This is a genomic window from Rathayibacter sp. PhB151 (assembly GCF_004366415.1).
In the GTDB taxonomy this organism is placed as follows: Bacteria; Actinomycetota; Actinomycetes; order Actinomycetales; family Microbacteriaceae; genus Rathayibacter; species Rathayibacter festucae.
The window spans coordinates 1,321,084-1,348,059 of the sequence record NZ_SOEN01000006.1 but is presented as its reverse complement, the minus strand read 5'-3'; the positions used below and the strand labels follow the sequence as shown (position 1 = coordinate 1,348,059).

Sequence of the window (26,976 nt, the reverse complement as noted above, 5' to 3'; positions counted from 1 at the left end):
CCTCAACCGTAGGTATCGCGCGGACCACGCCCTGGAATCGACCTGGGGCCCTTTTTCCAGTTCGGGACGTCGGGCCCCTGGAAACGGATCGCGGTGATCCCCGCGTCCGGGTGGTTCACCGCGATGTGGTTCATGATCTCGATCCGCATCAGACGCAGCTGCGTCGACCAGGCCGTCGACTCGCACGCCACCGTGAGCACGCCGTCCACCACGCCGACCGGAGTGGAGTGCTTCGCCGTCTCCTCGCCGGCGATGGCCGTCCAGGACGACATCAGATCGCCCTGGGCGAGGGGAGCGGTCCAGCCGAGCTTCACCGTGAGAGAGGAGAGGACGTCGCCGAGGTCGTGCGGATCGCGGCCACCGCCGAACGGGGCGGCGTCGCCCTTGGGCTCGGCGCGGTCGACGGTCTTGCGCACCCGGCGGGGGGCGTCGCCGCCGAAGACCTCCTTGAGGTGCTGGTAGACGCGAGCGGCCTCGGAGTCGGGCGCGGGGGAGGGCGCGCCGCGGCGGGGGGAGTCAGCCACGGTCGGGGTCCGCGGCGGGCTCGGGCTCTTCGGAAGGCTCGGGGACGGGCTCAGTCTCCGCGGAGGGCGTCGGCTCCGGCTCGGAGTCCGGCTCGGACTCGGGATCCGCGGCCTTCTCGGGCGCGGTCAGGGGCGTCTCCGGGACCACGACCGCGTCGGACTCGACGATGCGGCCCGCCTCGATCCGGACCGTGTGCGCCGCCAGCGCCGCGGGCACGTCGTCGAAGACGGCGGCCGTGATCAGCACCTGCTCGTAGTCGGCGACCACGGCCGCGAGCCGCTCGCGCCGGCGGGCGTCGAGCTCGGCGAAGACGTCGTCGAGCATCAGCACGGGGTCGCCCATGGGGGAGTCGCGCCGGAGCAGCTCGGCCGCGCCGAGCTTGAGCGCGAGCGCGAACGACCAGCTCTCGCCGTGGCTGGCGTAGCCCTTCGCCGGGAGGTCGTTGAGCTCGAACTGGACGTCGTCGCGGTGCGGCCCGACCAGCGAGATCCCGCGGTCGAGCTCACGGCGGCGCACGGAGAGCAGGGCCGCGGAGAAGGTCGAGGCCAGCTCCGCCGGTGCCGCGGACGCCTGGGCCGTCGCGACGGGCTCGTCGTCGTCGTCGACCGCTCCCTCGATGCTCAGGCGCGAGCGCAGGACCGGGCGCTGGTCCGCTCCGGCGACCGCCTCGTAGGCGGCGCGGACCGGTCCGCTCAGCTCGTCGACCAGGGTCAGCCGCGACTGCATGATCTCGGTGCCGAGGGCGACGAGTCGCTCGTCCCAGATGTCGAGCGTCCCGAGCTTGGCGGGATCGCGGACGCCGCTCGCCCGCGCGGACTTGAGGAGGGAGTTGCGCTGACGGAGCACCCGCTCGTAGTCCGCCTGCACGGCGCTCATCCGCGGGGAGCGGAGGACGACCAGCTGGTCGAGGAAGCGGCGCCGCGCGGACGGGTCGCCGCGGATGAGGAGGAGGTCCTCCGGCGCGAAGAGGACGCTCGAGAAGAAGCGGGGCAGCTCGCGCGGCTTGATGCCGCCGCGGTTGATCTGCGCGCGGTTGGCCGAGGAGCGGTTGATCTGCACCTCGGCGAGCAGGTCGCGGTCGCCGTTGCGCAGGCGGGCGCGGATCACCGCGCTGTCCCGACCCGCGCGGATCAGCGCCTGATCGGTGGACACCCGGTGCGAGCCGAGGGTGGAGAGGTAGCCGAGCGACTCGACCAGGTTCGTCTTGCCCTGGCCGTTGCGGCCGACGAAGAGGTTGGGGCCAGGTGCGAGCGCGACGTCCACGGAGGCGTAGTTGCGGAAGTCGCTCAACGCCAGCTGCGTCACCTGCACGCGCTCACCTCCTCCGTGTCCACTCTGCCCGATGCGGCACCTGCCGACGCGGGGTCTCGATACGCCGCTGCGCGGCTACTCGACCAGCATGGTGCGGCCGTGCACCGCGACGGAGCCTTGCTGATCGAGTAGCCCGTGGAGCGGGCGTATCGAGATCCACCCGCGTCAGAAGGACGAGTCTGCAGGCCCCACGGTTGACGACGGCGGGTCTCGATACGCCCCTGCGGGGCTACTCGACCAGCATGGAACCCCGCCGTCCGCAGGACGCGACCGAGCAAGCCACCGCGTCGTCCGAAGGACGCGCCTCTCCCACCGAGCACAGCAGAAGCCGACGAACTCCCCCGCGCAAGGTGAAGGCGGCCGGAGGCCCGCCGCCGCCGTGAGAGCATCCCTGCCTCACGGTGGCGGCGGGCCGCAGGTCGCCGTCCGCGACCGGCTCTGCGAAACGCAACGGCTTCGACAAGCCGACCGCCGTTGAGGACCGCCTCGGCGGTCCTCAACCAGTCGACTCAGTCGACCGCTTTGACGGAGTGCCCGCCGAACTGGTTGCGGAGCGCCGCGACCGCCTTCATGGCGGGGGAGTCCTCCTGGCGGGAGACGAACCGCGCGAAGATCGAGGCGCTGATCGTGGGGACGGGGACGGCGTTGTTGATGGCCTCCTCGATGGTCCAGCGGCCCTCGCCGGAGTCCTGGACGTAGCCCTCGATGTGCTCGAACTCGGGGTCCTGCTCGAGTGCGCGGACGAGCAGCTCGAGGAGCCAGGAGCGGACGACCGTGCCGCGCTGCCACGCCTTGAAGGTGCCGGTGACGTCCTTGATGATGTCCTTGCGGGTGTCGAGGAGCTCGTAGCCCTCGGCAAACGCCTGCATCAGCGCGTACTCGATGCCGTTGTGCACCATCTTCGCGTAGTGGCCGGCCCCGACCTCGCCGACGTGGACGAAGCCCTCCTCGCGGGGGCCCTCGGGGCGCAGCGCGTCGAAGACGGGCATCGCGTACTCGACGAGCTCCTTGGGGCCGCCGACCATCAGGCCGTAGCCGTTCTCGAGGCCCCAGACCCCGCCGGAGACGCCGGCGTCGATGTAGTGGATGCCCTTGGGCTTGAGCAGCGCGTCGTGCTTGAAGTCCTCGGTGAAGCGGGAGTTGCCGCCGTCGATGACCAGGTCGCCCTCGCTGAGCTTCTCGGACAGGTCGGTGACGACGGCGTCCGTGATGGCGCCGGCCGGGACCATGACCCAGACGACGCGCGGCGCGGGGAGGGCGGCGATCATCTCGTCGAGCGAGGCGGCGTCCGAGACGTCCGGGTTGCGGTCGTAGCCGGTGACCTCGACGCCCTTCTCCCGCAGGCGGGAGCGCATGTTGTCGCCCATCTTGCCGAGTCCGACGAGTCCGATGTGCATGGTGAACCTTCCTGGGATTCGATGTCCGGCGGGCGGGTGCTCGTCGGGAGCAGGGCGGTCGCGGCGCTGCGATCGGGGAGGAGCGGTCAGCGCAGGAGCAGGTTCGGCTGGAGCAGGTAGCGGTAGCTGTCGCTCCCGGGCTGCTCGCGCGAGGTCTGCGCCGTGATCAGGACCGGTCCGGGCTTGTTGGGGTTCTCGGTCTTCGTGAACGCGATGCGCACGAACTCCGAGTGCACGGCGGCGAGGCCGTCGAGCAGGAACTGCGGCTTCAGCGACACGACGACGTCGACGCCGGTGACGATGGCGTCGATGCTCTCGGACGCCTGCGCCTGCTCGGAGCCGATGGCCTCGAGGGTGAGCCCGTCGCTGCTGAAGCTGAAGCGCAGGGCGGCCTCGCGCTCGAGGACGAGCGAGACGCGGCGGGTGGCCTCGATGAGGTCGCTCGTCGCCATCACGGCGTAGTTCTCGACCGAGGCGGGGAAGAGGCGCTTCACGGGCGGGAAGTTGCCCTTGATCAGGAGCGACGTGACGGTCTTGCGATCGGCGGTGAAGGCGATCAGCTCGCGCTCGTCGCGCTGGGTGATCGCGACCGAGACGGTGCCGGAGTGGCTGAAGGTCTTGCCGACCTCCTGCAGGGTGCGCGCGGGCACCAGCGCGGTCAGCGGCTGGCTGGGAGCGGCGTTGTCGCCGTTGTCCCAGTCGATCTCGCGGACGGCGACGCGGTAGCGGTCGGTGGCGACGAGGCCGATGGTGTTCTCGGTGATCTCGAGCTGCACGCCGGTGATCACGGGGGTGACGTCGTCGCGGGAGGCGGCGACGGCGACCTGCGAGATCGCGGCGGAGAAGGCGTCCGCGGGGACGAGGCCGGTGGAGGCGTCGATCTCGGGGATGCTCGGGTACTCCTCCACGGGCATCTGCAGGAGCGTGAAGTGCGCGGAGCCGGCCGAGACCGAGACGCGCGACTCCTCCGTCGCGACGCGCACCGGGGCGTTGGGGAGGCGGTTGGCGATGTCGGCGAGCAGCCGGCCGGAGACGAGGACCGTGCCGGTCTCCTCGACGTCGGCGGCGATCTGCGTCTGCGCGGAGACCTCGTAGTCGAACGAGGAGAGCGTGAGGCCCTCGGCGGTCGCCTCGATGAGGATGCCCGAGAGGATCGGCAGGGTCGTGCGCTGCGGCAGCAGCTTGACCGCGAACGACACCGCCTCGCTGAAGACATCGCGGTTGGCTTGGAACCTCACGAGAACACCCCTGACGAGTCGTGGACGAAGACCGACGCCCATCGTACTCGTCAGCTTCGACGTGCCCGGAAGCACGGCGCCCTCCCGGCGCAGCCGAGCCCTGTGGAGAGGTTGCCGGTCCGCCCCTGATTAAAGAGAGAACTGCGTTAACAGTGTTAACACGTGTGGAAACTGTGGAAAACGTCCGGGACCCCTACTGCCGACTGCGATGCGGAGGGGGTCGAGCTGTGGACGGAGTGTGAGCGCGGTCGTGGACGGCCTGTGGAGGGATTCGACCGGGTCGTCCGGAGTGCACAGGCGGGTGCTCGGAGCGCACAGATCGAGGGCGGTTGTCCACAGTTATCCACAGGTTGCTCACACGTGTGGAAATCGACCGGAATCGTTCGATGTGGCGAACGAGGGCGGGCGTGGCGGGGTGGTGAGGGGGCGTAGTGGGAGACGGCGTCACCGGGAGGGGTGGGTCTCGATACGCCGCTGCGCGGCTGCTCGACCAGCATGTGGGGGCCGCTCTACGGGTGCTCCGCCGGCATGCGAGGGCCGCAGCGCGGCTGCTCGACCGGAGAGAGGGAGCAGCCGCGGCTCGGCCGTCAGCGGTTGGTCTTGATGCGGGTGGTCAGCTCGGTGACCTGGTTGTAGATGCTGCGGCGCTCCTTCATGAGCTCCGAGATCTTCTTGTTCGCGTACATGACGGTGGTGTGGTCGCGGTTGCCGAACAGCTGGCCGATCTTGGGCAGCGAGAGGTTGGTCAGCTCGCGGCAGAGGTACATCGCGATCTGACGGGCGGTGGCCACGGCCTGCGAGCGCGACGAGCCGTAGAGGTCGTCGACCGTGAGCTTGAAGTAGTCCGCGGTGTGATTGATGATGTCGACCGGCGAGATGACGTTGTCCTCGTCGAGGGTGATCAAGTCCTTCAGGACCGTCTGCACCAGCGCCATGTCCACCGGGGTGCGGTTGAGGCTCGCGAACGCGGTGACGCGGATCAGCGTCCCCTCCAGCTCGCGGATGTTGCTGGACACCTTCGACGCCATGAACTCGAGGATGTCGTCCGGGACGAGCAGCTTCTCGCTGACGGCCTTCTTGCGGAGGATCGCGATGCGGGTCTCGAGGTCGGGCGCCTGCACGTCGGTGATCAGGCCCCACTCGAACCGCGAGCGCATGCGGTCCTCGAAGCCGGTCAGCGCCTTCGGCGGCAGGTCGGACGTGATCACGACCTGCTTGTTGTGGTCGTGCAGCTGATTGAAGGTGTGGAAGAACGCCTCCTGCGTCTCCGCCTTCCCCTGCAGGAACTGGATGTCGTCGATCAGGAGGATGTCGACATTGCGGTACCGGCCGTGGAACGCGTTGCCGCGGTTGTTCGCGATCGAGTTGATGAAGTCGTTGGTGAACTCCTCGCTCGACACGTACCGCACGCGGATGCCCGGGTAGAGGCTCATCGCGTAGTGGCCGATGGCGTGCAGGAGGTGGGTCTTGCCGAGGCCCGAGTCGCCGTAGACGAAGAGCGGGTTGTACGCCTTCGCCGGCGCCTCGGCCACGGCGACCGCGGCGGCGTGCGCGAAGCGGTTGGAGCCGCCGATGACGAAGTTGTCGAAGCTGTACTTCGGGTTCAGCCGGGTGTCGGTCGCCGGCACGGTGCGCAGCTCCTCGACGACGCGGACCGGCGGGGCGACCGTGGCGGAGGAGCCGGTCACCGGCTCGAAGGGGTTCAGCGAGTCGGACGACGGGGAGCTCATCGGCTCGTGCTCGATGTCGGGGTTCACCACGAAGGCGAAGGTCGAGACGCCGAAGGAGTCGTCGAGGGCGCCGATCGCGCTGAGCAGCGGCACGCGGACCCGGTGCTCGAGCATCCCGCGGGTGAACTCGTTCGGGACCTCGAGGTAGAAGGTGCCCGCCATGATGCCCTTGGGCTCCACCAGCGAGACGAAGCCGTACATCGGCGCGGTGATGCGCTCGTCCCGCGACAGCTCGCCGCGGATCACGTTCCACGCGTCGATCATCGACGTGTCGTCAGGCATCTGTCTCCGGTCCTCGGTCGCTCTCGAAATCCTGGCCGCCGCCTCGGGCTGTCGTCCGTCACGGCGGGCCCTCGGTTCCAGCGGAGATCCGGGGCCCGATCCCTGCACAGGCGCTTCCACAGGCCTCGCCCGATCCCCGCGATCACGCGGGAGGGGGCGGTTCGCGCCTGTGGATAACTGCGGCTCAACACCGTAACCAACGGAGCCGACGGGAGACAAATCCACCACAGCGACACCCGCGTGTCAATGCGCGGAACACCGCGTCCCGTGTGCAGAATCGAGGTTTCGCCCGGCGCACATTTGACCGGTGGCGGCGGAGGACGTAGTTTAAGTCAGTTGACGCCTGCCCGGCGTCGGGAGCACGGTCCTCGCGGATCGGGCCGATCGGCACCCGGGCACCCCCTCTTCCCGGACGAACCGGAGCCCCCGCCACCGGCGTGGAGCCCCGCTCGCACCGCGGAACCCGTACGTGGAGATCTGACTATGAGCAAGCGAACCTTCCAGCCGAACAACCGTCGTCGCGCCAAGGTGCACGGCTTCCGTCTGCGCATGCGCACGCGTGCCGGTCGCGGCATCCTGAGCGCTCGCCGCGCCAAGGGCCGCACCGAGCTCTCGGCGTAGCGCCTAGCGATTCCGTCCAGCGGTGCTGGCCAGAGCCCATCGCATCGTCCTCGGTGGCGAGTACCGGGTAGTCGTCCGTCGCGGTGTGCGGTCCACGGGACCGCACACCGTCACGTATGTCCGGAGGTCCTCCGGCGACGCACCGGTGCGGTTCGGCTTCATCGTGGCCAAGACGGTCGGGACGGCCGTGAAGCGGAACACCGTGCGGCGCCGGCTCAAGGCCGTCGCCTTCGAGCTCGTGCCGCAGCTGGAGTCCGGGACCGACGTGGTCGTCCGGGCACTGCCCGGCAGTGCCGACGCTCCGTGGTCCGCGCTGCGGCAGGACGTGGTCGCCGCCGTCACCCGTGCGCGCGCCGTCCGCACGGGCGAGGCGCTCCGGTGACGGCCGCGCCGTCGACGACCGCGCCGGTCGTCACCGCTCCCGGATCGCCGCCCGCGGCCTCCTGGACCGCCCGTCTGGGCTGGTTCCTCCTCCTGCTGCCGCGCAACATCGGCATCCTGCTGCTCGTCGTGTACCGGGCGGTGATCTCGCCGCTGTACGGCGACGTCTGCCGCTACTACCCGTCGTGCTCCTCCTACGCACTCCAGGCGGTCCAGCTCCACGGGCTCGTCCTCGGGTCCGTCCTCGGCGCCCGCCGACTCCTCCGCTGCCACCCGTGGGCGGCCGGCGGGGTCGACGACGTGCCGACCTCGATCCCCCTGCACCGACCGGCTCCCGGCCGGACCCGCTTCGCCGTGACGCGATTCGGGTTCGTCGCGGGCCCTCGAAAGGACTGACCCCCTCCCATGGACCTCCTCGGCACGATTCTCTGGCCCCTCAAGTGGGTGGTCGAGCTGCTCCTCGTCGCCTTCCACCAGCTGCTGACCTTCACCGGCCTCGATGCGGCGGCCGGCATCACCTGGGTGCTGTCGATCGTGGGGCTGGTCCTCGTCATCCGCGCCGCGCTCATCCCGATCTTCGTCAAGCAGATCAAGAGCCAGCGCCGCATGATGGAGGTGGCGCCGCAGCTCAAGAAGATCCAGGACAAGTACAAGGGCAAGCGCGACCAGCTGTCCCGCGAGGCGATGTCCCGCGAGACGATGGAGCTCTACAAGAAGACGGGCACCAACCCGCTCGCCTCGTGCCTCCCGCTGCTGATCCAGATGCCGATCTTCTTCAGCCTGTTCTCGGTGCTGAACTCGGCGCAGCACAGCCAGCGCGGCGTCGGCCCGCTGGACGACGTCCTCGCCCGCCAGTTCGGTGAGGCCAACCTCTTCGGCATCGCCCCGCTGCACCAGTCGATCCAGGGTGCGCTCGCGGAGGGCGGCCAGGAGCTCGTCGTCGTCATCGCCGTCGTCATGGTGGTCCTGATGACCGCCTCGCAGTTCATCACCCAGCTGCAGATCGTCTCGAAGAACATGTCGCCCGAGGCCAAGGCCTCGCCGACGTTCAAGCAGCAGCGGATCCTGCTCTACATCCTCCCGCTCGTCTTCGCCTTCTCGGGCTTCGCCTTCCCCCTCGGCGTCATGTTCTACTGGCTGACCTCGAACATCTGGACGATGGTCCAGCAATTCATCGTCATCCGGAACATGCCGACCCCCGGCAGCGAGGCCGCGAAGGCCCGCGAGGAGCGCCTGCGCCGCAAGGGCAAGCTCGTCGAGGAGACGACCGACGCCGGCACCGTCACGCTCGTCGAGAAGAAGGTCGTGCAGCGCGCGCAGCCCGTCAGCAAGAACCGCTCCAAGAAGCAAGCCGGAAAGAAGTAGGCCCCCAGAATGACCGATTCGACGCAGATGTTCACCGGTGCTCCTGCGGCCCCGGACGCGCAGGCTCCGGCCGACGAGGAGCTCGCTCCGCGGGCCTCCTCCGCCGACGGCGGTGCCGCTCCGACGCTGTCGCAGCTCGAGGAGGAGGGCGACGTCGCCGCGGACTACATCGAGGAGTTCCTCGACATCTGCGACCTCGACGGCGACATCGACATCGAGGTCCGCAACGGCCGTGCCTACCTGTCGGTCACGGCCTCCGGCGACACCAACCTGCGCGTGCTCTCCCGCCCGGACGCGGTCCAGGCGCTGCAGGAGCTCACGCGCCTGGCGGTGCAGACGAAGACGGGCGGCTTCTCGAGGCTCATCCTCGACATCGGCGGCTCGCGGGACGCCCGTGAGGCCGAGCTGGCCCAGCTGGTCGACCGGGCGATCGAGCGCATCGAGGAGGGCGCGACGTCGGCGTCGCTGCCCCCGATGTCGTCCTACGAGCGCAAGCTGGTCCACGACATGGTCGGCGAGCGCGGTTTCGTGTCGGAGTCGCGCGGCGAGGCCCGCGAGCGCCACACCGTCATCACCCGCGGCTGAGCGCCGTGGAGCCGACCCTCGAGCCGGAGCCCGCTGCCGCCGCCGCGATCGTCGGTGAGCGACTGCCCGTCCTGCGGCGCTTCACGGAGGCGCTCGCCCGCGAGGGGGAGGAGCGGGGCCTCATCGGTCCGCTGGAGCTCCCGCGCCTGTGGACGCGGCACGTGCTCAACAGCGCCCTGGCGGCCCCTCTCCTGCGTCCGGGGCTCGTGGGTGATGTCGGCAGTGGTGCCGGCCTTCCCGGCGTCGTGCTGGGCATCGTGCGGCCGGACGTCCGCTTCGTGCTGATCGAGCCGATGGAGCGCCGGGTGCTCTGGCTGCAGGAGCAGGTCGACGCGCTCGAACTCGAGAATGTCTCGGTTCTGCGGGCTCGCGCCGAGGAGGTCCGGCTGGCGGAGCCGCTGGACCAGGTCACGGCGCGGGCGGTCAGTGCTCTCTCGAAGCTGATTCCGCTGACGGCGCCGCTGCTGCGACCGGGTGGCGAGCTCGTCCTGCTGAAGGGCATCAACGCCGAGAAGGAGATCGAGGCCGCGGCGAAGCAGATCCGCCGCTTCAAGCTCTCCCCGCCCGAGGTCGTCGTGCTCGGCGACGGCGTGCTCTCCGAGGTGACGAGGGTCGTCCGAGCTACAGTGGGATGATCGCCACGACGTCGCACGCGATCCCCTGAATCCTCGACTGTCGGTCCCTCGGTGCTGCCCCACTTCCACCCGCTGAGCGAAGGTTTCACGTGAAACGATCCGACCCCGCCGGACTGACCGGAGGATTCGACGCCTCGACCCCGCTCGCTCGCGAGATCGCGGACATGACGCGCCGGCGCGCGCTGCTCAACGCGCAGCCGCTGCCGAAGCCGGAGACGACCCGCGTCATCACGATCTCGAACCAGAAGGGTGGCGTCGGCAAGACGACGACCACCGTGAATCTCGCGGCAGGCCTAGCGCGTGGCGATGCGAAGGTCCTGGTCATCGACCTCGACCCGCAAGGCAATGCCTCGACAGCGCTCGGCATCGAGCACCGGGCTGAGACGGCGAGCGTGTACGACGTCATCGTCAACGACACCCCGCTGGCGGACGTCGTGCAGAAGAGTCCGGAGTTCGAGTCGCTTTACGGCGTCCCGGCGACGATCCACCTCGCCGGCGCTGAGATCGAGCTGGTCTCTCTCGTCGCCCGGGAGCAGCGACTGCGTCGAGCGCTCGACCGGATGCTGAAGGGGATGGACGAACCGTTCGACTACGTCTTCATCGACTGCCCGCCCTCGCTCGGTCTGCTGACGATCAACGCCTTCGTCGCGGCGCGCGAGGTGCTGATCCCGATCCAGTGCGAGTACTACGCGCTCGAGGGACTCAGCCAGCTGCTGAAGAACATCGACCTGATCGAGCGGCACCTCAATCCGAACCTGGCGGTGTCCACCATCCTGCTGACGATGTTCGACGGACGCACCAACCTGTCGAACCAGGTGGCGGCGGATGTCCGCGAGCACTTCCCCAAGGAAGTGCTGCGCGCGGTGATCCCCCGCAACGTGCGGATCTCCGAGGCGCCGTCCTACGGCCAGAGCGTGATCAGCTACGACCCGCAGTCCTCCGGCTCGCTCGCCTACCTCGAGGCGGCCGCGGAGATCGCACGACGCGGCGTGCCGAAGACCCCTGCTGCACCCACCGATGGAGAGGATCGCTGATGGCGACCAAGCGCACAGGACTCGGCCGGGGCATCGGTGCCCTGATCCCGGTCAGCGACGACACCCGCTCGCGGCCCGTCGACGTCTTCTTCCCGGATCAGGTCGGTGCGGCGAACGCCGAGGATGAGCTGCTGCAGGTTCCCGGTGCTCGACTCGCTCAGCTGTCACTCTCGGAGATCGTGCCGAACGCGGCGCAGCCCCGCTCCGTCTTCGACCAGGACGAGCTGGCCGAGCTGGTGCACAGCATCCGCGAGTTCGGGGTGTTGCAGCCGATCGTCGTGCGGCCGGTCACCGGGCGCAAGGGCGCGAAGTACGAGCTGGTGATGGGGGAGCGGCGCTTCCGCGCCTCCAAGGCCGCCGGTCTGAAGACCATCCCCGCGGTGGTCAAGGACACGGCGGACGAGAACATGCTCCGGGACGCGCTCCTGGAGAACCTGCACCGGGCCGAGCTGAACCCGCTCGAGGAGGCGTCGGCGTACCAGCAGCTGCTGAGCGACTTCGGCATCACGCAAGAGGCGCTCGCGACGCGGCTCGGACGCTCGCGTCCGCAGATCTCGAACACCCTCCGCCTGCTGCGTCTGCCCGCGGATGTGCAGGCGCGGGTGGCAGCCGGTGTGCTCAGCGCCGGACATGCACGTGCGGTGCTGTCCGTGGAGACGCCGGAGCTCATGCGCCGGCTCGCGGACAAGATCGTCAACGAGGACCTGTCGGTGCGTGCCGCCGAGGCGGCTGCTGCGCAGCTGAAGGCTCCGAAGGCGAGCGCGCGCGAGCCGGAGGAGGAGCAGGGCGGTCATGCCGGGCACCTCAGCACAGTGGCGGACCACCTCGGCGACCGGTTGAACACTCGGGTCAAGGTGACGCTCGGAGCCCGCAAGGGGCAGGTGGTCATCGACTTCGCGACGATCCATGATCTGAACCGCATCCTCGCGGAGATCGGTGAGCCGACCGAGGTGTCGCTGGCGCCGTAGGTGTATGGCCGTTTCACGTGAAACGGTGTGAGTACGGGGCGGGGTCTCGATACGCCGCTGGCGCGGCTACTCGACCAGCATGGTGGTGGGACGCACGTGCGTGGAGCGCTGACGTCTCCCCCGGTTGGCTGCCCGAGAGCATGCACATGCTGGTCGAGTAGGCGCGTAGCGACGTATCGAGACCGAGCTATCAGTTGCAGCGGATGCTGCAGCGCGGCGGGCGGGTCTACTTGGAAGAGACACCTGCAGGCATGCTGGTCGAGTAGCCCCGCAGGGGCGTATCGAGACCCACCACCGCAAGGACGTCGGTCTCTTCCCTGCCCTGCGCTGGCGCTGAAGGCGCCCCCTCCGCTTGATACGCCGCCGGTGGCGGCTACTCGACCAGCATGTTGTTGTCGCCCGTGCTCGGGTGATCAGGACGTTCGGTCGGCGGAAGTCCGGGCAGGAGCCTGTCTGTCGGCGGCTCACTGCGGTCAGCGACATGTTGGTCGAGTAGGCGCGCAGCGCCGTATCGAGACCGAGCCCGCCGATGCCGGCGATCGTCGTACTCATGAACGGGGTCTCGATACGCCGCCGTGGGCGGCTACTCGACCAGCATGTTCAGTAGGACCGAGGCCTGCGGAAGAGCCTGGACTCGTGCGGTACTCCGCAGGCGGCAGCATGCTGGTCGAGTAGGCGCAGAGCGCCGTATCGAGACCGGGCCCGCTGCTGCAGGCGGTAGCTGCATGGAGGCGGGTGGGTCTCGATACGCCGCCGCAGGCGGCTACTCGACCAGCATGGAGCGTTTCACGTGAAACGGCAGTGTGGCTGTAGCTCCGCACGACCAGAGTGGCGGGCCCGAGCGTTTCACGTGAAACGGAGCGGTCAGGGGGCGAGGGCCAGGCGGGCCAGGGTGGAGTAGACGTCGCCGAGGTAGCGGCCGGAGGCCTCGATGGCCTGGGGGACGAGGGAGGTCTCGGTCATTCCGGGGAGCACGTTGGCGTCGAAGAACCAGGGGAGGCCGTCGGGGTCGACGATGAAGTCGATGCGAGACAGGTGGCGGAGGCCGAGCAGCTCGTGGACGGCGACCGCGACGCGGGAGACCTCGGCGAGGGCCTCGTCCGAGAGGCGGGCCGGGGTGTAGAAGCGGGTCTCACCCGCGTTGTAGCGGGCCTCGAAGGTGTAGCGGCCCGCCACCGGGGCGATCTCGACCGGGGGGAGGGCGAAGGGGCCGTCTCCGAGGTCGAGGACGCCGACGGAGACCTCGGTGCCGATGATCTGCTGCTCGATGAGCGCGACCTCGCCGTAGGTGTAGGCGTCGACCATCGCACGCGGAAGCTCGTCGGTCTCCGTCACGATGCTCACGCCCTGGGCGGAGCCGCCCTGCGCAGGCTTGACGACGAGCGGGCCGGGGAGGTGGGCGCGGACCCGGTCGAGGATGCCTGCGGCGCCGAGCTCGCGGAACGTCTCGCGGGGGAGGGTGATCGAGCGAGGAGTGGCGATGCCGGCCCGCGCGACGAGCGTCTTCGCGGTCGGCTTGAACCAGGCGAGGCGGGCGGCATCCGTGCGCGAGCCGACGTAGGGGAAGCCGGCCGCCTCGAGCAGGCCGAGCAGCGCGCCGTCCTCGCCGCTCGCTCCGTGGACCGCGGGCCAGATCACGTCGGGACGCTGGTCGAGCAGCGCGGCCAGCAGACCGGCGTCGGGCTCGCGGTGGGTGATGCGGTGCCCCATGGCCGAGAGGCGGTCAGCGACCCGGCGGCCGGAGCGCAGCGAGACATCGCGCTCGTGGCTGATGCCGCCGCTGATCACGACGATGTCGAGGGTGCGGTCCAGGGTGGAGAAATCGGTCATGACCGGGCCTTCTGTCGTTCGCGGATCACGGAGTCAGGAGATCTGGGGCGGGAGGACGGCGTCGCGCTGATCGACGTCGGCGCTTCTCCGCACTCGGGCGTCGGCGAAGGTGGACAGCAGGTCGAGCTCGCCGTTGATCACCGTCGCGAGGCGGCGGATGCCGTCGCCGATCCGCTCAGGAGTCGGGTAGCAGAAGGACAGCCGGATGTTCTGCCGGCCGTCGCCGTTGCCAAAGAAGGCCGTGCCGGGCGTGTAGGCGACCAGCTCCTTCACCGCGCGGGGGAGCATCGCCTTCGAGTCGAGCTCCTCGGGGAGGGTGACCCAGACGTAGAACCCGCCGTTCGGATTCGTCCAGGTGAGACCGGGGAGGTGCGTCTCGAGCCCGCGGATCATCGCCTCCTTGCGCTCGCGGTAGACCCCGCGGAAGGTGCCGATCTGCGCGCGCCAGTCCGCAGTCGCCAGGTACTGCGAGATCACCAGCTGACTGAAGGACGAGGGGCTGAGCACAGCCGCCTCGTTCGCGAGGATCAGCCGCTCGCGGATGGCGTGCGGGGCCAGCGCCCAGCCGATGCGGAAGCCGGGCGCCAGCGTCTTCGAGAAGGTGCCGAGGTAGATGACGCCGTCCTCCTCGAGGGAGCGCATCGCCTTCGGTGGCACGTCCTCGAAGTAGAGCAGGCCGTACGGGTTGTCCTCGAGCACGAGGATGCCCTCGCTCTTGCAGATCTCGAGGATCTCGACGCGCCGGTCCCAGCTCAGCGTGACGCCCGCGGGGTTGTGGAAGGTGGGGATCGTGTAGAGGAACTTGATCCGCTTGCCGGCGGCGCGCACGTGCGCGATGTGCTCGCGCAGCGCCTCGGGGATCAGGCCGTGCTCGTCCATCGCCACGTGCTCGATCTCGGCCTGGTAGGAGTGGAAGATCACCATGGCGGTGACGTAGCTCGGGCCCTCGGAGAGGACGACATCGCCCGGGTCGAGGAACAGCTTCGAGACGAGCTCGAGGGCGTGCTGCGAGCCGGTGGTCACCACGATGTCGTCCGCGCTGGCGGAAATGCCCTCGAGCGCCATCACCTCGAGGATCTGCTCGCGCAGCACCGGCACGCCCTGACCGGAGCCGTACTGCAGCGCGACGGGTCCCTGCTCGCGCATGACGGTCGCCATGGCGTCGGTGACGAGGTCCTGGGGCAGTGCGGAGACGAACGGCATGCCGCCAGCGAGCGAGACCACCTCGGGGCGGGACGCGACGGCGAACAGGGCTCGGACCTCGCTGGCCGCAAGGCCGGCCGTGCGCTCCGCGTAGGAGTCGTACCAGGGGTCGAGGTTGGTGCCGGCGTTGATCACGGTGTTGTCGCTCCGCTCGATGGACACGGTCTCCGACCGTCAGCCGGATCGATCCAGACTACTCGGCGGGGTCAGGGCGGACCGGCGGAGGGGAACGCCACCGTGCGGCCCGTGGCCTGCCTTCTGCGGCCGTTTCACGTGAAACACGATCGGGTGCCAGGAACGACGAAACCCCCGCGCCACAGGGGCACGGGGGCTTCGTCGGGGGTCGAGCTCACGTGAGCCCAGCTCAAGGAGCCCAGCTCGAGGAGTCGAATCCTGGGGGAGTCGAACTCAGAGGAACGCGGCCAGGTCGGCCTCGAGGGCGGGCTTCGGCTTGGCGCCGATGACGGTCTTGACGACCTCGCCCTTCTGGTAGACCTTCATCGCCGGGATCGAGGTGATCTGGTACTTTGCGGCGATCTGCGGGTTCTCGTCGACGTTCAGCTTGACGATCTCGATCTTGTCGCCGTGCTCGGCCGAGATCTGGTCGAGGATCGGGGCGACCATGCGGCAGGGGCCGCACCACTCGGCCCAGAAGTCGACCAGGACGGTCTTCTCGGAGTCGAGGACATCGGCCTGGAACGATGCGTCGGTGACGCTCTTCGCGGTGGACATGACGATTTTCTCCTTCGTGAGCCGGCGGCGCCGACTCGAGTGCGGGTGGTGGGAGGGCTAGAGGGTGAGGAGCTCGGCGGCCGGGGTGCCCTCGGTGCTGGCGATGCCATCGGTGAGGGCGGCGAGGTAGTGCTCGGCGTCGAGGGCGGCGACGGTGCCCGACGCGGCGGCGGTGACGGCCTGACGGTAGGTCGGGTCGATCACGTCGCCGGCGGCGAAGACGCCCGCCACGGAGGTCTGCGACGAGCGGCCGGTGACGGCGATCGTGCCGTCGGTCGTCAGGTCGAGCTTGCCGTGGACGATGTGGGTACGCGGGTCGTTGCCGATCGCGATGAACAGGCCGTCGAGCTCGAGCTTCGACTCGGTGCCGTCCACCGTGTTGCGCAGCTTGACGCCGTTCACGTGGTTCTCACCGGTGATGCCGGTGACCTCGGTGTTCCAGACGAACTCGATCTTCTCGTTGTCGCGGGCGCGCTTCTGCATGACCTTGGAGGCGCGGAGCGAGTCCTTGCGGTGGATGACGTAGACCTTCTCGGCGAACTTGGTGAGGAAGGTCGCCTCCTCCATCGCGGAGTCGCCGCCGCCGACGACGGCGATGGTCTTGCCCTTGAAGAAGAAGCCGTCGCAGGTGGCGCACCATGAGACACCGTGTCCCGACAGGCGGTCCTCGTCGTGCAGGCCGAGCTTGCGGTACGCGGAGCCGGTGGCGACGACGACGGTCTTCGCCTCGATGCTCTCGCCGGAGCCGAGGTGGATCGTCTTGGTCTCGCCCTCGAGGTCGAGCGACAGCACGTCGTCGTAGAACGTCTCCGCGCCGAACTTCTCGGCCTGCTTCTGCATGGCCGTCATCAGCTCCGGGCCGAGGACGCCGTCCGGGAAGCCGGGGAAGTTCTCGACGTCGGTGGTGTTCATCAGGTCGCCGCCGATCTCGACGGACGAGGCGACGACCACCGGGTGCAGATCGGCGCGCGCCGCGTAGATGGCGGCCGTCCAGCCTGCGGGGCCGGATCCGATGATGACGATGTCGCGCACGGCAACTCCTCGAGGTCTGTGCTGAGCGGGGCTGTACCGGCGGTCCGCCGGAGGGGGTGGTCTGCCCGGATCCGGTGCTGAGAGCGGATCCGCGGAGCCGGTCCCGCTCGCTCTGTCGTTCCCGGGCTCCAGGGGCTACAACACATCCTAGGCGGGGGCTATTCCGCGGCGTCCGGGGCACTCGGTCCGCGGTCAGGTTCGCCGAACGGCTCTTCGCGAAACGGCTCAGAAAGCTGCGTTGACCGGCTCTTTCTCTGCCGATCCCGCGACAGTGCCGCGCTGCCCGATCGACCGGCGCGAGATCAGGACCGTCAGCCAGCCGGCCGAGGCGAAGACCGCCGTCATCGCGGCGACGTAGAAGACCACCGCGATCATGCCGCCGGGGACGATCGGCGGGTCGGCGAGACGCGGATCCAGGAACGGGTACGGGTACCAGACCTGCTCGTGCTTCATCTGGTCGTAGACGAGGGGCGCCCGGATGATCGTGTAGACGAACCAGGCGACCGGGAAGGCGAGCAGCGCGGGGACGACGGCCCAGGAGAGGCGGCGCCGGCCGGGTGCGAAGAGCCAGTCCAGGATCAGGGCGAGCGGCGCCACGACGTGCATGACCTCGTTGGTCCAGTCCTGGCCGGCTCCGGCGCCCGTGACCACCGTGCCGCGCAGGAGCAGGTTGTAGACCACTCCGATCACGACCATGTAGGTGACGACCCCGGCGCGCAGCCAGGCGAACCAGCGCGGTTCCGGGAGCGCCCCGCGGGCGAGCACGACGGCGCCGATCAGCAGGACGACCACCGCGAGCAGGCAGACCTCGACGGTGATGTAGCTGAAGAAGTTGGCGGCGAGGGTGGCGCGGTCGCGGAAGCGGGCCTCGACCCAGAAGGCGTGGGAGTCGAGGAAGCTCACCGTGGTCGCGGTGAGGACGGCGGCCGCGACGAGCACGCGGAGGAGGACGAAGGTGGAGCGCATCGCGCCTTCCGGATCGGCGGGAGGGAGGAGGGGGGAGGCGGCTCTGCCGGAGGACGCCCCCACCCTTCCACGTCGCGCCCGGGGGCGCACCACCGGTCCGGTGACGTCCCAGTGTCGCGACGGGGGCTCTCAGGAACGCTTCGGCGTCCCGTGCCGCGTCAGCGCCCGAGGCGGCGGAGGAGCGGAGCGGCCATCGCGCGCAGCTCCGGGACGCGGAGGACCCAGAGCACGCCGAAGTAGACGAGGGCCATGACGACGCCCGTGAGCACCATCGAGATGAGGGCCTGCGGCCAGCCGGCGGCCGGGTAGTCGTCGGCCTGGGCGAGGACGAACATCACCAGGACGCCGGCGCCGATCGAGGGGAGGGTCGCGGCGGCGTAGGTGGCGAAGCGGAGCACGATGCGCGTCCCTCCCCAGCCGCCGAGCTTCTTCCGGAGCATCAGGCACGCCATCAGCGCCTGGACGGCGACGCCCGCCGAGATCGAGAGCGCGACGAAGAACGCGGTCGAGTCGTCGGGGAGGAGGAAGGCGATCCCGCAGCCGACGACGATGATCGCGGTCTGCACGAGCGTGTAGACGAACGGCGAGCGGCCGTCGTTGAGGGCGTAGAACCCGCGCTGCACGATCGCGAGTGTCGAGAACAGCGGCAGCACGATGACGTAGGCGGTGATGATCATGGCCATCTGCCCGGCGGCGACGGGATCGGTCGGCGCGAAGATCGTCGCGAAGGAGCGGGCGCAGACCACGAGGGCCGCTGTGGCGAAGAACAGGAAGAGCCCGACCACCCGGATCGAGGTGGAGATGTCGCTCCGGAAGTCCTTCATCTCGTTGCGCGAGGCGTGGCCGCTCATCTTCGTGTAGTACGCGGTGGCGATCGAGACGGCGATCACCGAGTGCGGGAGCATGAAGACGAGCCAGGCCTTCTGCAGCGCCGTGGCCGAGGCATCGTCGCCCGAGGGGCCGCTCACCGTGTTGTTCTCGATGAAGCCCGCGGCGACCGTCAGCAGCAGTGTCGCGAAGGTCCAGCCGGCGATCTTCCCGGCGCGGCCGAGGCCGACGCCGCGCACGTTGAAATCGGGACGGTAGCGCAGTCCGACCCGCTTCCAGAAGAAGACGAGCAGGATCGCCTGGAGCGCCACGCCGAGGGTCGCGGAGCCGGCCAGGACGGCGATCATCTCCGGCGTCCACTGCGTGGCGACGCGGTCGCCGCCGCCGTCGGAGCCGAAGAGCTGCTGGAAGGCCAGGAGCCCGCCGATGGCGACGACGTTGTTCACGACCGGGGTCCAGGTGAACGGACCGAAGGAGCCGCGCGCGTTGAGCACCTCGCCGAGGATCGTGTACAGCCCGTAGAAGAAGACCTGCGGCAGGCACCAGTAGGCGAAGGTGACGGCGAGGCGGGTCTGCTCCGGTCCGTACTGCGAGGCGTTCAGCTGGATGAGCAGCGGCGCCGCGAGCGTCGCGATCACCGCTGCGCCGAGGAGGACGAGGAGCGCGAGGGTCAGCAGCTTGTTGATGTAGCGCTGACCGCCGTCGGCCTGGAGACCGGCGCGCACGATCTGCGGCACGAGGACCGCGTTGAGCGCACCGCCCGCGATGATCGCGTAGATCGTGTTCGGGAGGCCGTTGGCGACGGTGAAGGCGTCGGCGCCCTGGCCGACGAGGCCGATGGTCTGGGTGAAGACCAGCGACATCACGAAGCCGAGGACCCGCGAGACCATCGTGCCGGAGGCGAGGACGGCGCTCGCGCGACCGAGGGAGAAGCTAGCCACGGGGGTCCGTTCGATCGTCGTCGAGGCCCGGCTGGACGGCGAGGGGGGCGTTCGGGTCCTCCTCGTCCTCCCCGGGGGTGTCGCCGCGGCGGCGCCGGCGGATGTTGCGGAGGATGCCCGCGCCGAAGACGAGGACGAGGAGGATGCCGATTCCCAGGGTGCCGACGGTCTCCCAGTCGGCCCGGACGTTGGTCACGATGCCGGTGGGGGTGCCGATGGGCGTGCCGTCCTGCGCGGTGAGCTGCATGCGCAGCTCGGTCTCGCCGTTGCCGACACGGGCCTTCACCGGGATGAGGACGCGGCCCTGGGAGCGGGCGTCGATCGCGGTCGGCTCGACCGAGGACTCGTCGATGTCGAGGACGGCGTTCGAGGTCGAGGCCTGGATGCGGACCGTCACGGGCCAGGGCAGGTCGTTGCGGACGTAGACGGGGATGCTCGAGTCGCGCGAGAGCTGGGTGACGCTGTCGGAGCTCTCGATGGCGACGGAGGAGAGCGTCGTGTCGGCCTGCTCACGGCTGGCGGTCACCGCCTCCTGCCAGCCGGTCGCGTCCTCGCGCCAGGTCACGGCGAGCAGGGCCAGGAGGTCGTTGCGGCGCTTGCCGCTGAGCAGCTGCGGCTCGGTGAGCACGGCCGAGAACGACTCGACGCGGGCGGCTGCGGTCAGCAGGTCCGAGACGCCCTCGAGGCGCTGCTCCGACTCGGGGGAGTCGACGACCGTCGCGTCCTCCGTGGCCGGCGAGGTGAGGGCGGCGGCGAGGGACGAGCCCTCGGCCCAGGGCAGGGCGTCGACGGCGTCGAGCGTCTGCGCGAGGCGGACGCCGTCGATCGCCGCGCCGCGATCGAGTGCGAGGACCACGTCGGGCGACTCGTCCTCCCGCTGCACCTGCGCGAGGTCGGCGGTGAGGTCGGCCATGCTCGCGCGCCACTCGGAGTCGGTGCTCGCGCTGACGGCGGCGTCGAAGGCGGAGGAGAGGGCGCTGTCGGCGACGATCACGTCGTGGTCGTCGACCGTGGCGCGGGTGGTGGTCGAGACGCCGTCGGGCAGGACGAGGCCTGCGGAGGAGACGACCGTGCGGGTCATGCCGCCCGTGGCATACACGCCCAGATCCGCCGCACGGACCGTGCCGTCGTCCGGCCAGGCGATGCTGCCGACCGTGGGCGACCAGTCGAAGGCGAGGAGCGACTCCGTCGTCGGGCGGTCGGGGAGGTCCTGCGTGGTCGAGTCGTCGGGCACGGCCGTGGGGGTCGGCGTGCCCGTGCTCGTCGGCGCGAAGAGCGCGGGATCGAGCGCGTACTCGAACGAGGTCGGCGCGAGGAGCGTGGAGAGGCCGGCCTGGGCCTGGGCGGCGACGTCCGCATCGGCGTAGGGCAGGGCGAAGACCTCGTTCGGCACCGACTGGAGCCGCTCCAGCCAGGCGGTCGCCGACTCCGGTGCCGTGTCGCCGAGGACGCGGATCGACGCCAGGATGCGCGGGTCGACGCCGAGAGTGACGGCGCGGCCGTCGACGCTGTCGAGCTGGCGGGAGAGCGTGCCGGTGGTCTGGGTGTAGTCCTGCAGGGTCTCGGCCGAGAGCAGGCCGTCGGCGGTGTCGGGGACGGTGAGCGGCACGAGGACGCTGACGCCGGTCTCCTGCTCGCTCGGGAAGCCGGTCGTCAGCTCGACGACGCCCCGGGCGGTCGCGACGGTCCCGCCGGGGCTGGTGACGGTCACCGAGATCGCGTGGCTGCCGAAGGCCTCGGGGTCTCGGCCGAAGTCCATCGAGAAGGGGAGCGAGGCGGCCGGCACGGTGACGCCGACCTGGGCCGAGCTGGAGGGCAGCAGCCGCACGTCGGCGCCGTCGCCGGTGCTCGTGCCCTCGTCCTCGGACTCGCCGTCGAGCCACTCGGCAAGCTCGGCCCGGGAGTCGAGGGTGTCCTCGTCGATCGCGACCTCGACGCGCGCGCCGTCGATCGACTCGGTGGTGCCGTTGCGCACCGAGATCGCGAGCTGGAGGTCCTGGCCGGGGAGGAGGACGCCGTCGTTCGCGGCGCCGACCGTCGCGGTGACGGTGGCCTGCCCGGACTCGAGGGCCGTGCGCTCGGCGGCGGTCGCTGCCGCGGGGAGGGCGCCGCCGAGGAGCGCGATCGACAGCGCAGCGGCACCGGCGGAGCGGAGCAGCTGCGGGACCGCTCGCCGGGGGCGGGGACGATCGGAGGGGGTGAGGTCGTGCCGACGCATCGAACTCACTCGGCCTCCATGCGGGTGATTCTACGGGCAGGCCCCCCGGCGGTCGGCTGATCGACCGCGGGATGCGCTGCGGAGTCGCTCAGCAACCGTAACCGGTCGAGCCGGTTGCGGCCCGGCGCGCACCGCGGCCCGGTCACGCCTCCCCGGTAGGATCTGCCGGATGCACAGCGTCCAGACCGCCCTCGAGACCCTCCGAGCTCTCGCGGCGACACCGACGGTGGCCCGGCTCGCGGAGGCGTTCGCCGCGCAGGGCCACGAGCTCGCGCTGGTCGGCGGCCCCGTCCGCGACGCCTTCCTCGGCCACGGCGTGCACGACCTCGACTTCACGACCTCGGCGCGGCCGGACGACATCGTGCGGATCGTCGCTCCGATCGCCGAGGCGCACTGGGACATCGGCCGCGCGTTCGGCACGATCGGCGCGCGGATCGCGGGCGAGACGGTGGAGATCACCACCTACCGCAGCGACAGCTACGACGGGGTCAGCCGCAAGCCCGAGGTCGAGTTCGGCGACAGCCTCGAGGGCGACCTCGTGCGCCGCGACTTCACCGTCAACGCGATGGCGCTGCGGCTGCCCGAGATCGTGCTCGTCGATCCGGCCGGGGGAGTGGAGGACCTGCTCGCCGGCCGACTCCGCACGCCGGCCGCCGCGGACCTCTCCTTCGGCGACGACCCGCTGCGGATGCTGCGCGGTGCGCGGTTCACCTCGCAGCTCGGCTTCCGGACGACCGACGAGGTCGAGTGGGCGATGGCCGAGCTGGCCCCGCGCATCGACGACGTCTCCGCGGAGCGGATCCAGGAGGAGCTGCGGAAGCTCCTCGCGACCGCCTCGCCCCGAGCCGGACTCGAGCTGCTCGTCGACACCGGTCTGGCCGGTTACTTCCTCCCCGAGCTGCCGGCCCTGCGCCTGGAGCAGGACGAGCACCACCACCACAAGGACGTCTACGTGCACAGCCTCACGGTGCTGGAGCAGGCGATCGCGCTGGAGGGGCAGCGGAACCCCGGCGCGGCGCCGGACGTCACCCTCCGCATCGCGGCGCTGCTGCACGACATCGGCAAGCCGGCGACGCGGCGGCTGGAGCCGGGCGGTGCGGTCAGCTTCTACCACCACGACCTCGTCGGCTCGAAGCTGGCGATCAAGCGGCTGCGCTCGCTCAAGTTCGACAAGCAGACCATCGCGGACGTCGCCCGGCTGATCGAGCTGCACCTGCGCTTCTTCGGCTACACCGAGGGCGCCTGGACCGACTCGGCCGTCCGCCGCTACGTCACCGACGCCGGCCCGCTGCTCGAGAGGCTGCACATCCTCACCCGGGCCGACGTGACCACCCGCAACACCCGGAAGGCCGACCGGCTCGCGCACGCCTACGACGACCTGGAGCAGCGGATCGCGGAGCTCGCCGAGAAGGAGGAGCTCGCCTCGAAGCGGCCCGACCTCGACGGCACGCAGATCATGGCGATCCTGGAGCTGCCGCCGGGGCGCGAGGTCGGACTCGCGTACAGGTTCCTGCTCGAGCTGCGGCTCGAGGAGGGACCGCTCGGCGAGGAGGAGGCCGCCCGGCGGCTGAAGGAGTGGTGGGCGGCGCGCTGAGCGTCGTCGCGCGGGATCGGGAGCCGATCAGTCCCGGTCCGTGAGAACGGACTGCCAGTCGCGCGGCACCCGGTCCGCCGGTCCGGGCGTCGACTGGTCGGCGGGGTGGCTCTGCGGGTCGGCGAGACGCGGACCGTCGGCGTAGTCGTCCGTCCGGTAGTCCCAGAACCACTCCTCGCCGGGCTCGAAGCTCCGGATGACCGAGTGGCCGGTCTCGTGGAAGTGCGCGGTCGCGTGCCGGTTCAGCGAGTCGTCGCAGCAGCCGATGTGCCCGCAGAGCGCGCAGCGGCGCAGGTGCAGCCACCACGAGCCGGACTGCTCGCACTCGACGCAGCCGGGGCCGCTCGGCGGGACGGAGGGGTCGATCGTCTGCTGCGTCGTCATGCGCTCAGCTTGTCCCTCCGCGGCGTCCGGCACCAGATCCGTCCCGTCCTCCGGACGACCGTCTGAATGGTTCTCGAACTTCGGAGCGATCCCTCCGTGTCGCGACGCGGCAGGCCTATCGTGGAGCCACTTCTCCCCTGCTTCGGGGAGGAGCGCACGCTGACGTCGACTCGGGCGTGCCCCGGGCCGACCCGAGCACGGAGGTACGACCATGCCGTATGTGACCACGGACGACGACGTCGAGATCTACTACAAGGACTGGGGATCCGCGGACGCGCAGCCGATCGTGTTCCACCACGGCTGGCCGCTGTCCTCGGACGACTGGGACGCGCAGCTCCTCTTCTTCCACGCACACGGCTACCGCGTGATCGCGACCGACCGCCGGGGCCACGGGCGGTCGGCCCAGGTCGGCACCGGACACGACATGGACCACTACGCCAGCGACGTCGACGCCGTGGTGCGGCACCTCGACCTGCACGACGCGGTCCACATCGGCCACTCCACCGGCGGCGGCCAGGTCGCGCGCTACGTCGCGCAGTACGGCCAGCCGCAGGGCCGCGTGGCGAAGGCGGTCCTCGTCTCCTCCGTGCCGCCGCTGATGGTGCAGACGGAGGCGAACCCCGAGGGCACGCCGATGAGCGTCTTCGACGGGTTCCGCGAGGCGCTCGCCGCGAACCGCGCCGAGTTCTTCCAGGCCGTCGCGTCGGGTCCGTTCTACGGCTTCGACCGCGACGGCGCGGAGGTCTCGCAGCCGGTGATCGACAACTGGTGGCGCCAGGGGATGACGGGCAGTGCGCTCGCGCACTACGAGGGGATCAAGGCGTTCTCGGAGACGGACCAGACGGAGGACCTGAAGGCCATCACCGTGCCGGTGCTCGTGCTGCAGGGCGACGACGATCAGGTCGTGCCGTACCAGGACGCGGCGCTGAAGCAGCACGAGCTGCTGCAGGACTCGACGCTGAAGATCTACGAGGGCTACCCGCACGGCATGCTGACGACCCACGCGGACGTGATCAACCCGGACCTGCTGGCGTTCATCCAGCGGTAGCGCGTCCCGGTGACGGCGGGATCCGGCGGGCGACCGCGGATCCCGCCGGATCGGCCCTGGGCTCGGAGCCCCGCGGATGGTAGGGTCGTCAGGTTGTCCATGACCAGACGCACTCGCGTCCGCGGGAGTGGGCAGATGCTACATACCCTCCTGTCACGGAAATACCGTGGCCGTTCAGTCCGAAGGAGGTGGGTTAGTGACGCATCAGTACGAACTCATGGTCATCCTGGATCCCGAGATCGATGAGCGCACCGTCGCTCCGAGTCTCGACAAGTTCCTCAACGTCATCCGCACCGATGGTGGATCCATCGACAAGGTCGACGTCTGGGGCCGCCGTCGTCTGGCGTACGAGATCAACAAGAAGTCCGAGGGCATCTACGCCATCGTCGACTTCACGTCGACCTCGGCCGCCGCGAACGAGCTCGACCGTCAGCTGAAGCTGTCGGAGGCCGTCATGCGGACCAAGGTGCTCCGCGCCGAAGAGGGCATCGCCCAGGTCGCCGCCGCCAAGAAGCTCGCCGACGAGAAGGCCGCCCGCAAGGCTGCCAAGGCTCCGGCCGCTCCCAAGGCGTAACGCTGATGGCCGGCGAGACGATCATCACCGTGGTGGGGAACCTCACCGCCGACCCCGAGCTGCGCTACACGCAGGGCGGGCTCGCGGTCGCGAACTTCACCATCGCCTCCACGCCGCGCACCTTCGACCGTCAGGCGAACGACTGGAAGGACGGCGAAGCGCTGTTCCTCCGGGCCTCCGTCTGGCGCGAGTTCGCCGAGAACGTCGCGGGGACGCTGACCAAGGGCAGCCGTGTCGTCGCGACCGGCCGCCTGAAGCAGCGCTCCTACGAGACGAAGGAAGGCGAGAAGCGCACCAGCATCGAGCTCGAGATCGACGAGATCGGCCCCTCGCTGCGCTACGCGACCGCTCAGGTCACGCGCGCAGCCGGTGGCGGCGGTGGACGCGGTCAGGTCGGCGGCGGCGGCGGTGGCAACCAGGGCGCGAGCCAGGGCGGCTTCGGCGGCGGCAACGGCGGCAACCAGGGGGGCTCCGGCGGAAACGGCGGCGGCAACCGCGGTGGCGGCCAGGCCGAGGAGCCGTGGGCGCCCAGCGCTCCGGCCGGTGGCGACGTGTGGAGCACGCCGGGCAGCTACAACGACGAGACGCCGTTCTGAGCCTCCGGCTCGAGCGCGCCCTCACCTGAATCACGCGTCCCCGCCCCGAGAGGGGTGCCGACGGACGCGAACCAGAATCTAAGGAAACCACTATGGCTGGAAAGAGCAGCGGCGATCGCCGCAAGCCGATCCGCGGCAAGGGCGCGAAGAACGCGGCCCCCGCGAAGTCGGTCCGCGTGGGCGTCATCGACTACAAGGACGTCCCGACCCTTCGCAAGTTCATCTCCGAGCGCGGCAAGATCCGCGCCCGTCGCATCACCGGCGTCTCCGTCCAGGAGCAGCGCCTCATCGCCCGCGCCGTCAAGAACGCCCGCGAGATGGCGCTCCTGCCCTACGCCGGCAGCGGAAGGTAGGTAGAAGATGTCCAAGGTCATCCTGACCCACGAGGTCGACGGGCTCGGCTCCGCCGGCGACGTCGTCGACGTGAAGAACGGGTTCGCCCGCAACTACCTCATCCCGCAGGGCTTCGGCGTCGCGTGGACCCGCGGTGGCGAGAAGCAGGTCGAGCAGATCAAGTCGGCGCGAGCCGCTCGTGAGCACAAGACCATCGAGGAGGCTCAGCACACGAAGCAGGTCCTCGAGGCCAACCGCGTGAAGCTGACCGTCAAGGCCGGAAAGGACGGGCGCCTCTTCGGGTCCGTCAAGACCTCCGACATCGCGACCGCGGTGGCGGCGGCCGGCTACGGCGAGCTCGACAAGCGCAAGATCGTGATCTCGAACGCGATCAAGAACGTCGGCGAGCACGAGGCCGTGGTGCGTCTGCGCGACGACATCCAGGCCACCGTGAAGCTGCAGGTGGTCGCGGCCAAGTAAGGCCGCGAGAACGCCGCGGAGGGCGGTGCGACGGGACTTCACGGTCCCCTCGCACCGCCCTTCGTCGTTGCGGTTGTCCACAGCTCCATCCACATACACCCTCGCGGGAGGGCAACCTTCAAGGTGGTCTGGAGACTCTTTTCCC

27 protein-coding genes are annotated in these 26,976 nt (G+C 70.0%); 14 read left to right on the top strand and 13 right to left on the bottom strand.

All coding sequences use genetic code 11. The features are described from left to right. Positions 1–2 precede the first annotated feature (2 nt). The 5 genes from EDF35_RS06870 to dnaA all read right to left on the bottom strand — a co-directional run bounded on the left by EDF35_RS06870 (position 3) and on the right by dnaA (position 6,483). Complete coding sequence (locus tag EDF35_RS06870) at positions 3–524, bottom strand: DciA family protein (protein ID WP_123447257.1); 522 nt, start codon at positions 522–524, stop codon at positions 3–5. Further along, on the bottom strand, positions 517–1,836 hold the full coding sequence (recF, locus tag EDF35_RS06865; RefSeq protein ID WP_133961330.1) for a DNA replication/repair protein RecF: 1,320 nt from the start codon (positions 1,834–1,836) through the stop codon (positions 517–519). The genes EDF35_RS06870 and recF overlap by 8 nt, the downstream gene beginning before the upstream one ends. Positions 1,837–2,345: 509 nt before the next feature. After that, positions 2,346–3,233: a phosphogluconate dehydrogenase (NAD(+)-dependent, decarboxylating) gene (gene gnd, locus EDF35_RS06860; RefSeq protein WP_123447259.1), complete on the bottom strand. Its 888-nt coding sequence runs from the start codon at positions 3,231–3,233 to the stop codon at positions 2,346–2,348. 86 nt (positions 3,234–3,319) lie between these two features. Next, positions 3,320–4,471, bottom strand: coding sequence for a DNA polymerase III subunit beta (gene dnaN / locus EDF35_RS06855; protein ID WP_123447260.1), 1,152 nt, complete (start codon positions 4,469–4,471; stop codon positions 3,320–3,322). 587 nt (positions 4,472–5,058) lie between these two features. Then, entirely contained in the window at positions 5,059–6,483 is a 1,425-nt protein-coding gene (gene dnaA / locus EDF35_RS06850) for a chromosomal replication initiator protein DnaA (RefSeq protein WP_123447261.1), read from the bottom strand. A gap of 483 nt (positions 6,484–6,966) precedes the next feature. On the opposite strand from dnaA, the gene rpmH reads away from it, so the two are divergent. The 8 genes from rpmH (at position 6,967) to EDF35_RS06810 (ending at position 12,072) form a co-directional block, all read left to right on the top strand. Next, the gene (gene rpmH, locus EDF35_RS06845) at positions 6,967–7,104 is read left to right on the top strand and encodes a 50S ribosomal protein L34 (protein WP_055784512.1); all 138 of its coding nucleotides are present in this window, start codon (positions 6,967–6,969) and stop codon (positions 7,102–7,104) included. Between the two features lie 22 nt (positions 7,105–7,126). Next, entirely contained in the window at positions 7,127–7,486 is a 360-nt protein-coding gene (gene rnpA / locus EDF35_RS06840) for a ribonuclease P protein component (protein WP_133961328.1), read from the top strand. Positions 7,487–7,560: 74 nt separating this feature from the next. After that, positions 7,561–7,881 carry a membrane protein insertion efficiency factor YidD gene (gene yidD, locus EDF35_RS06835; RefSeq protein WP_123447535.1) on the top strand — a complete coding sequence of 107 codons (321 nt, stop codon included), beginning with the start codon at positions 7,561–7,563 and terminating at the stop codon, positions 7,879–7,881. A gap of 9 nt (positions 7,882–7,890) precedes the next feature. Continuing rightward, positions 7,891–8,850: a membrane protein insertase YidC gene (gene yidC / locus EDF35_RS06830; RefSeq protein WP_123447263.1), complete on the top strand. Its 960-nt coding sequence runs from the start codon at positions 7,891–7,893 to the stop codon at positions 8,848–8,850. Between the two features lie 9 nt (positions 8,851–8,859). Beyond that, a complete protein-coding gene (locus EDF35_RS06825; RefSeq protein ID WP_243732904.1) occupies positions 8,860–9,435 on the top strand; it encodes a R3H domain-containing nucleic acid-binding protein in 576 nt (191 codons plus the stop codon). Between the two features lie 5 nt (positions 9,436–9,440). Beyond that, the gene (gene rsmG / locus EDF35_RS06820) at positions 9,441–10,070 is read left to right on the top strand and encodes a 16S rRNA (guanine(527)-N(7))-methyltransferase RsmG (protein ID WP_133961326.1); all 630 of its coding nucleotides are present in this window, start codon (positions 9,441–9,443) and stop codon (positions 10,068–10,070) included. 164 nt (positions 10,071–10,234) lie between these two features. Then, positions 10,235–11,104, top strand: coding sequence for a ParA family protein (locus EDF35_RS06815; protein ID WP_133961567.1), 870 nt, complete (start codon positions 10,235–10,237; stop codon positions 11,102–11,104). Then, a complete protein-coding gene (locus EDF35_RS06810) occupies positions 11,104–12,072 on the top strand; it encodes a ParB/RepB/Spo0J family partition protein (RefSeq protein WP_123447265.1) in 969 nt (322 codons plus the stop codon). The genes EDF35_RS06815 and EDF35_RS06810 overlap by 1 nt, the downstream gene beginning before the upstream one ends. A gap of 864 nt (positions 12,073–12,936) precedes the next feature. Here EDF35_RS06810 and EDF35_RS06805 read toward each other — a convergent pair. The 7 genes from EDF35_RS06805 to EDF35_RS06775 all read right to left on the bottom strand — a co-directional run bounded on the left by EDF35_RS06805 (position 12,937) and on the right by EDF35_RS06775 (position 21,822). After that, a complete protein-coding gene (locus tag EDF35_RS06805) occupies positions 12,937–13,902 on the bottom strand; it encodes a D-alanine--D-alanine ligase (RefSeq protein WP_133961324.1) in 966 nt (321 codons plus the stop codon). A gap of 33 nt (positions 13,903–13,935) precedes the next feature. Further along, complete coding sequence (locus EDF35_RS06800) at positions 13,936–15,261, bottom strand: PLP-dependent aminotransferase family protein (protein ID WP_243839894.1); 1,326 nt, start codon at positions 15,259–15,261, stop codon at positions 13,936–13,938. Between the two features lie 252 nt (positions 15,262–15,513). Further along, on the bottom strand, positions 15,514–15,837 hold the full coding sequence (trxA, locus tag EDF35_RS06795; RefSeq protein WP_123447267.1) for a thioredoxin: 324 nt from the start codon (positions 15,835–15,837) through the stop codon (positions 15,514–15,516). Between the two features lie 57 nt (positions 15,838–15,894). After that, positions 15,895–16,869, bottom strand: a complete 975-nt coding sequence (trxB, locus tag EDF35_RS06790) for a thioredoxin-disulfide reductase (RefSeq protein ID WP_133961322.1) — start codon at positions 16,867–16,869, stop codon at positions 15,895–15,897. 225 nt (positions 16,870–17,094) lie between these two features. Continuing rightward, positions 17,095–17,835: a Pr6Pr family membrane protein gene (locus tag EDF35_RS06785; protein ID WP_133961320.1), complete on the bottom strand. Its 741-nt coding sequence runs from the start codon at positions 17,833–17,835 to the stop codon at positions 17,095–17,097. Between the two features lie 158 nt (positions 17,836–17,993). Then, a complete protein-coding gene (gene murJ, locus EDF35_RS06780) occupies positions 17,994–19,604 on the bottom strand; it encodes a murein biosynthesis integral membrane protein MurJ (protein ID WP_243839866.1) in 1,611 nt (536 codons plus the stop codon). Beyond that, on the bottom strand, positions 19,597–21,822 hold the full coding sequence (locus tag EDF35_RS06775) for a DUF6049 family protein (RefSeq protein ID WP_243839893.1): 2,226 nt from the start codon (positions 21,820–21,822) through the stop codon (positions 19,597–19,599). The genes murJ and EDF35_RS06775 overlap by 8 nt, the downstream gene beginning before the upstream one ends. Positions 21,823–21,991: 169 nt before the next feature. Here EDF35_RS06775 and EDF35_RS06770 point away from each other — a divergent pair, with 169 nt between their 5' ends. Further along, positions 21,992–23,416: a CCA tRNA nucleotidyltransferase gene (locus EDF35_RS06770; RefSeq protein WP_133961316.1), complete on the top strand. Its 1,425-nt coding sequence runs from the start codon at positions 21,992–21,994 to the stop codon at positions 23,414–23,416. A gap of 27 nt (positions 23,417–23,443) precedes the next feature. Here the strand turns inward: EDF35_RS06770 and EDF35_RS06765 are convergent, their stop codons facing one another. Further along, positions 23,444–23,800 carry a UBP-type zinc finger domain-containing protein gene (locus tag EDF35_RS06765; RefSeq protein WP_123706124.1) on the bottom strand — a complete coding sequence of 119 codons (357 nt, stop codon included), beginning with the start codon at positions 23,798–23,800 and terminating at the stop codon, positions 23,444–23,446. A 211-nt stretch (positions 23,801–24,011) separates the two neighbouring features. On the opposite strand from EDF35_RS06765, the gene EDF35_RS06760 reads away from it, so the two are divergent. From EDF35_RS06760 to rplI, 5 genes are all read left to right on the top strand, one after another. Further along, positions 24,012–24,848 carry an alpha/beta hydrolase gene (locus EDF35_RS06760; RefSeq protein WP_133961314.1) on the top strand — a complete coding sequence of 279 codons (837 nt, stop codon included), beginning with the start codon at positions 24,012–24,014 and terminating at the stop codon, positions 24,846–24,848. A 196-nt stretch (positions 24,849–25,044) separates the two neighbouring features. After that, positions 25,045–25,422: a 30S ribosomal protein S6 gene (gene rpsF / locus EDF35_RS06755; RefSeq protein WP_123447279.1), complete on the top strand. Its 378-nt coding sequence runs from the start codon at positions 25,045–25,047 to the stop codon at positions 25,420–25,422. 5 nt (positions 25,423–25,427) lie between these two features. Next, positions 25,428–26,018: a single-stranded DNA-binding protein gene (locus EDF35_RS06750; RefSeq protein WP_123447280.1), complete on the top strand. Its 591-nt coding sequence runs from the start codon at positions 25,428–25,430 to the stop codon at positions 26,016–26,018. 92 nt (positions 26,019–26,110) lie between these two features. Beyond that, positions 26,111–26,371, top strand: coding sequence for a 30S ribosomal protein S18 (gene rpsR, locus EDF35_RS06745; RefSeq protein ID WP_056039813.1), 261 nt, complete (start codon positions 26,111–26,113; stop codon positions 26,369–26,371). Positions 26,372–26,378: 7 nt separating this feature from the next. After that, positions 26,379–26,831, top strand: coding sequence for a 50S ribosomal protein L9 (gene rplI, locus EDF35_RS06740; RefSeq protein ID WP_123447282.1), 453 nt, complete (start codon positions 26,379–26,381; stop codon positions 26,829–26,831). The last annotated feature ends 145 nt before the right edge of the window (positions 26,832–26,976 follow it).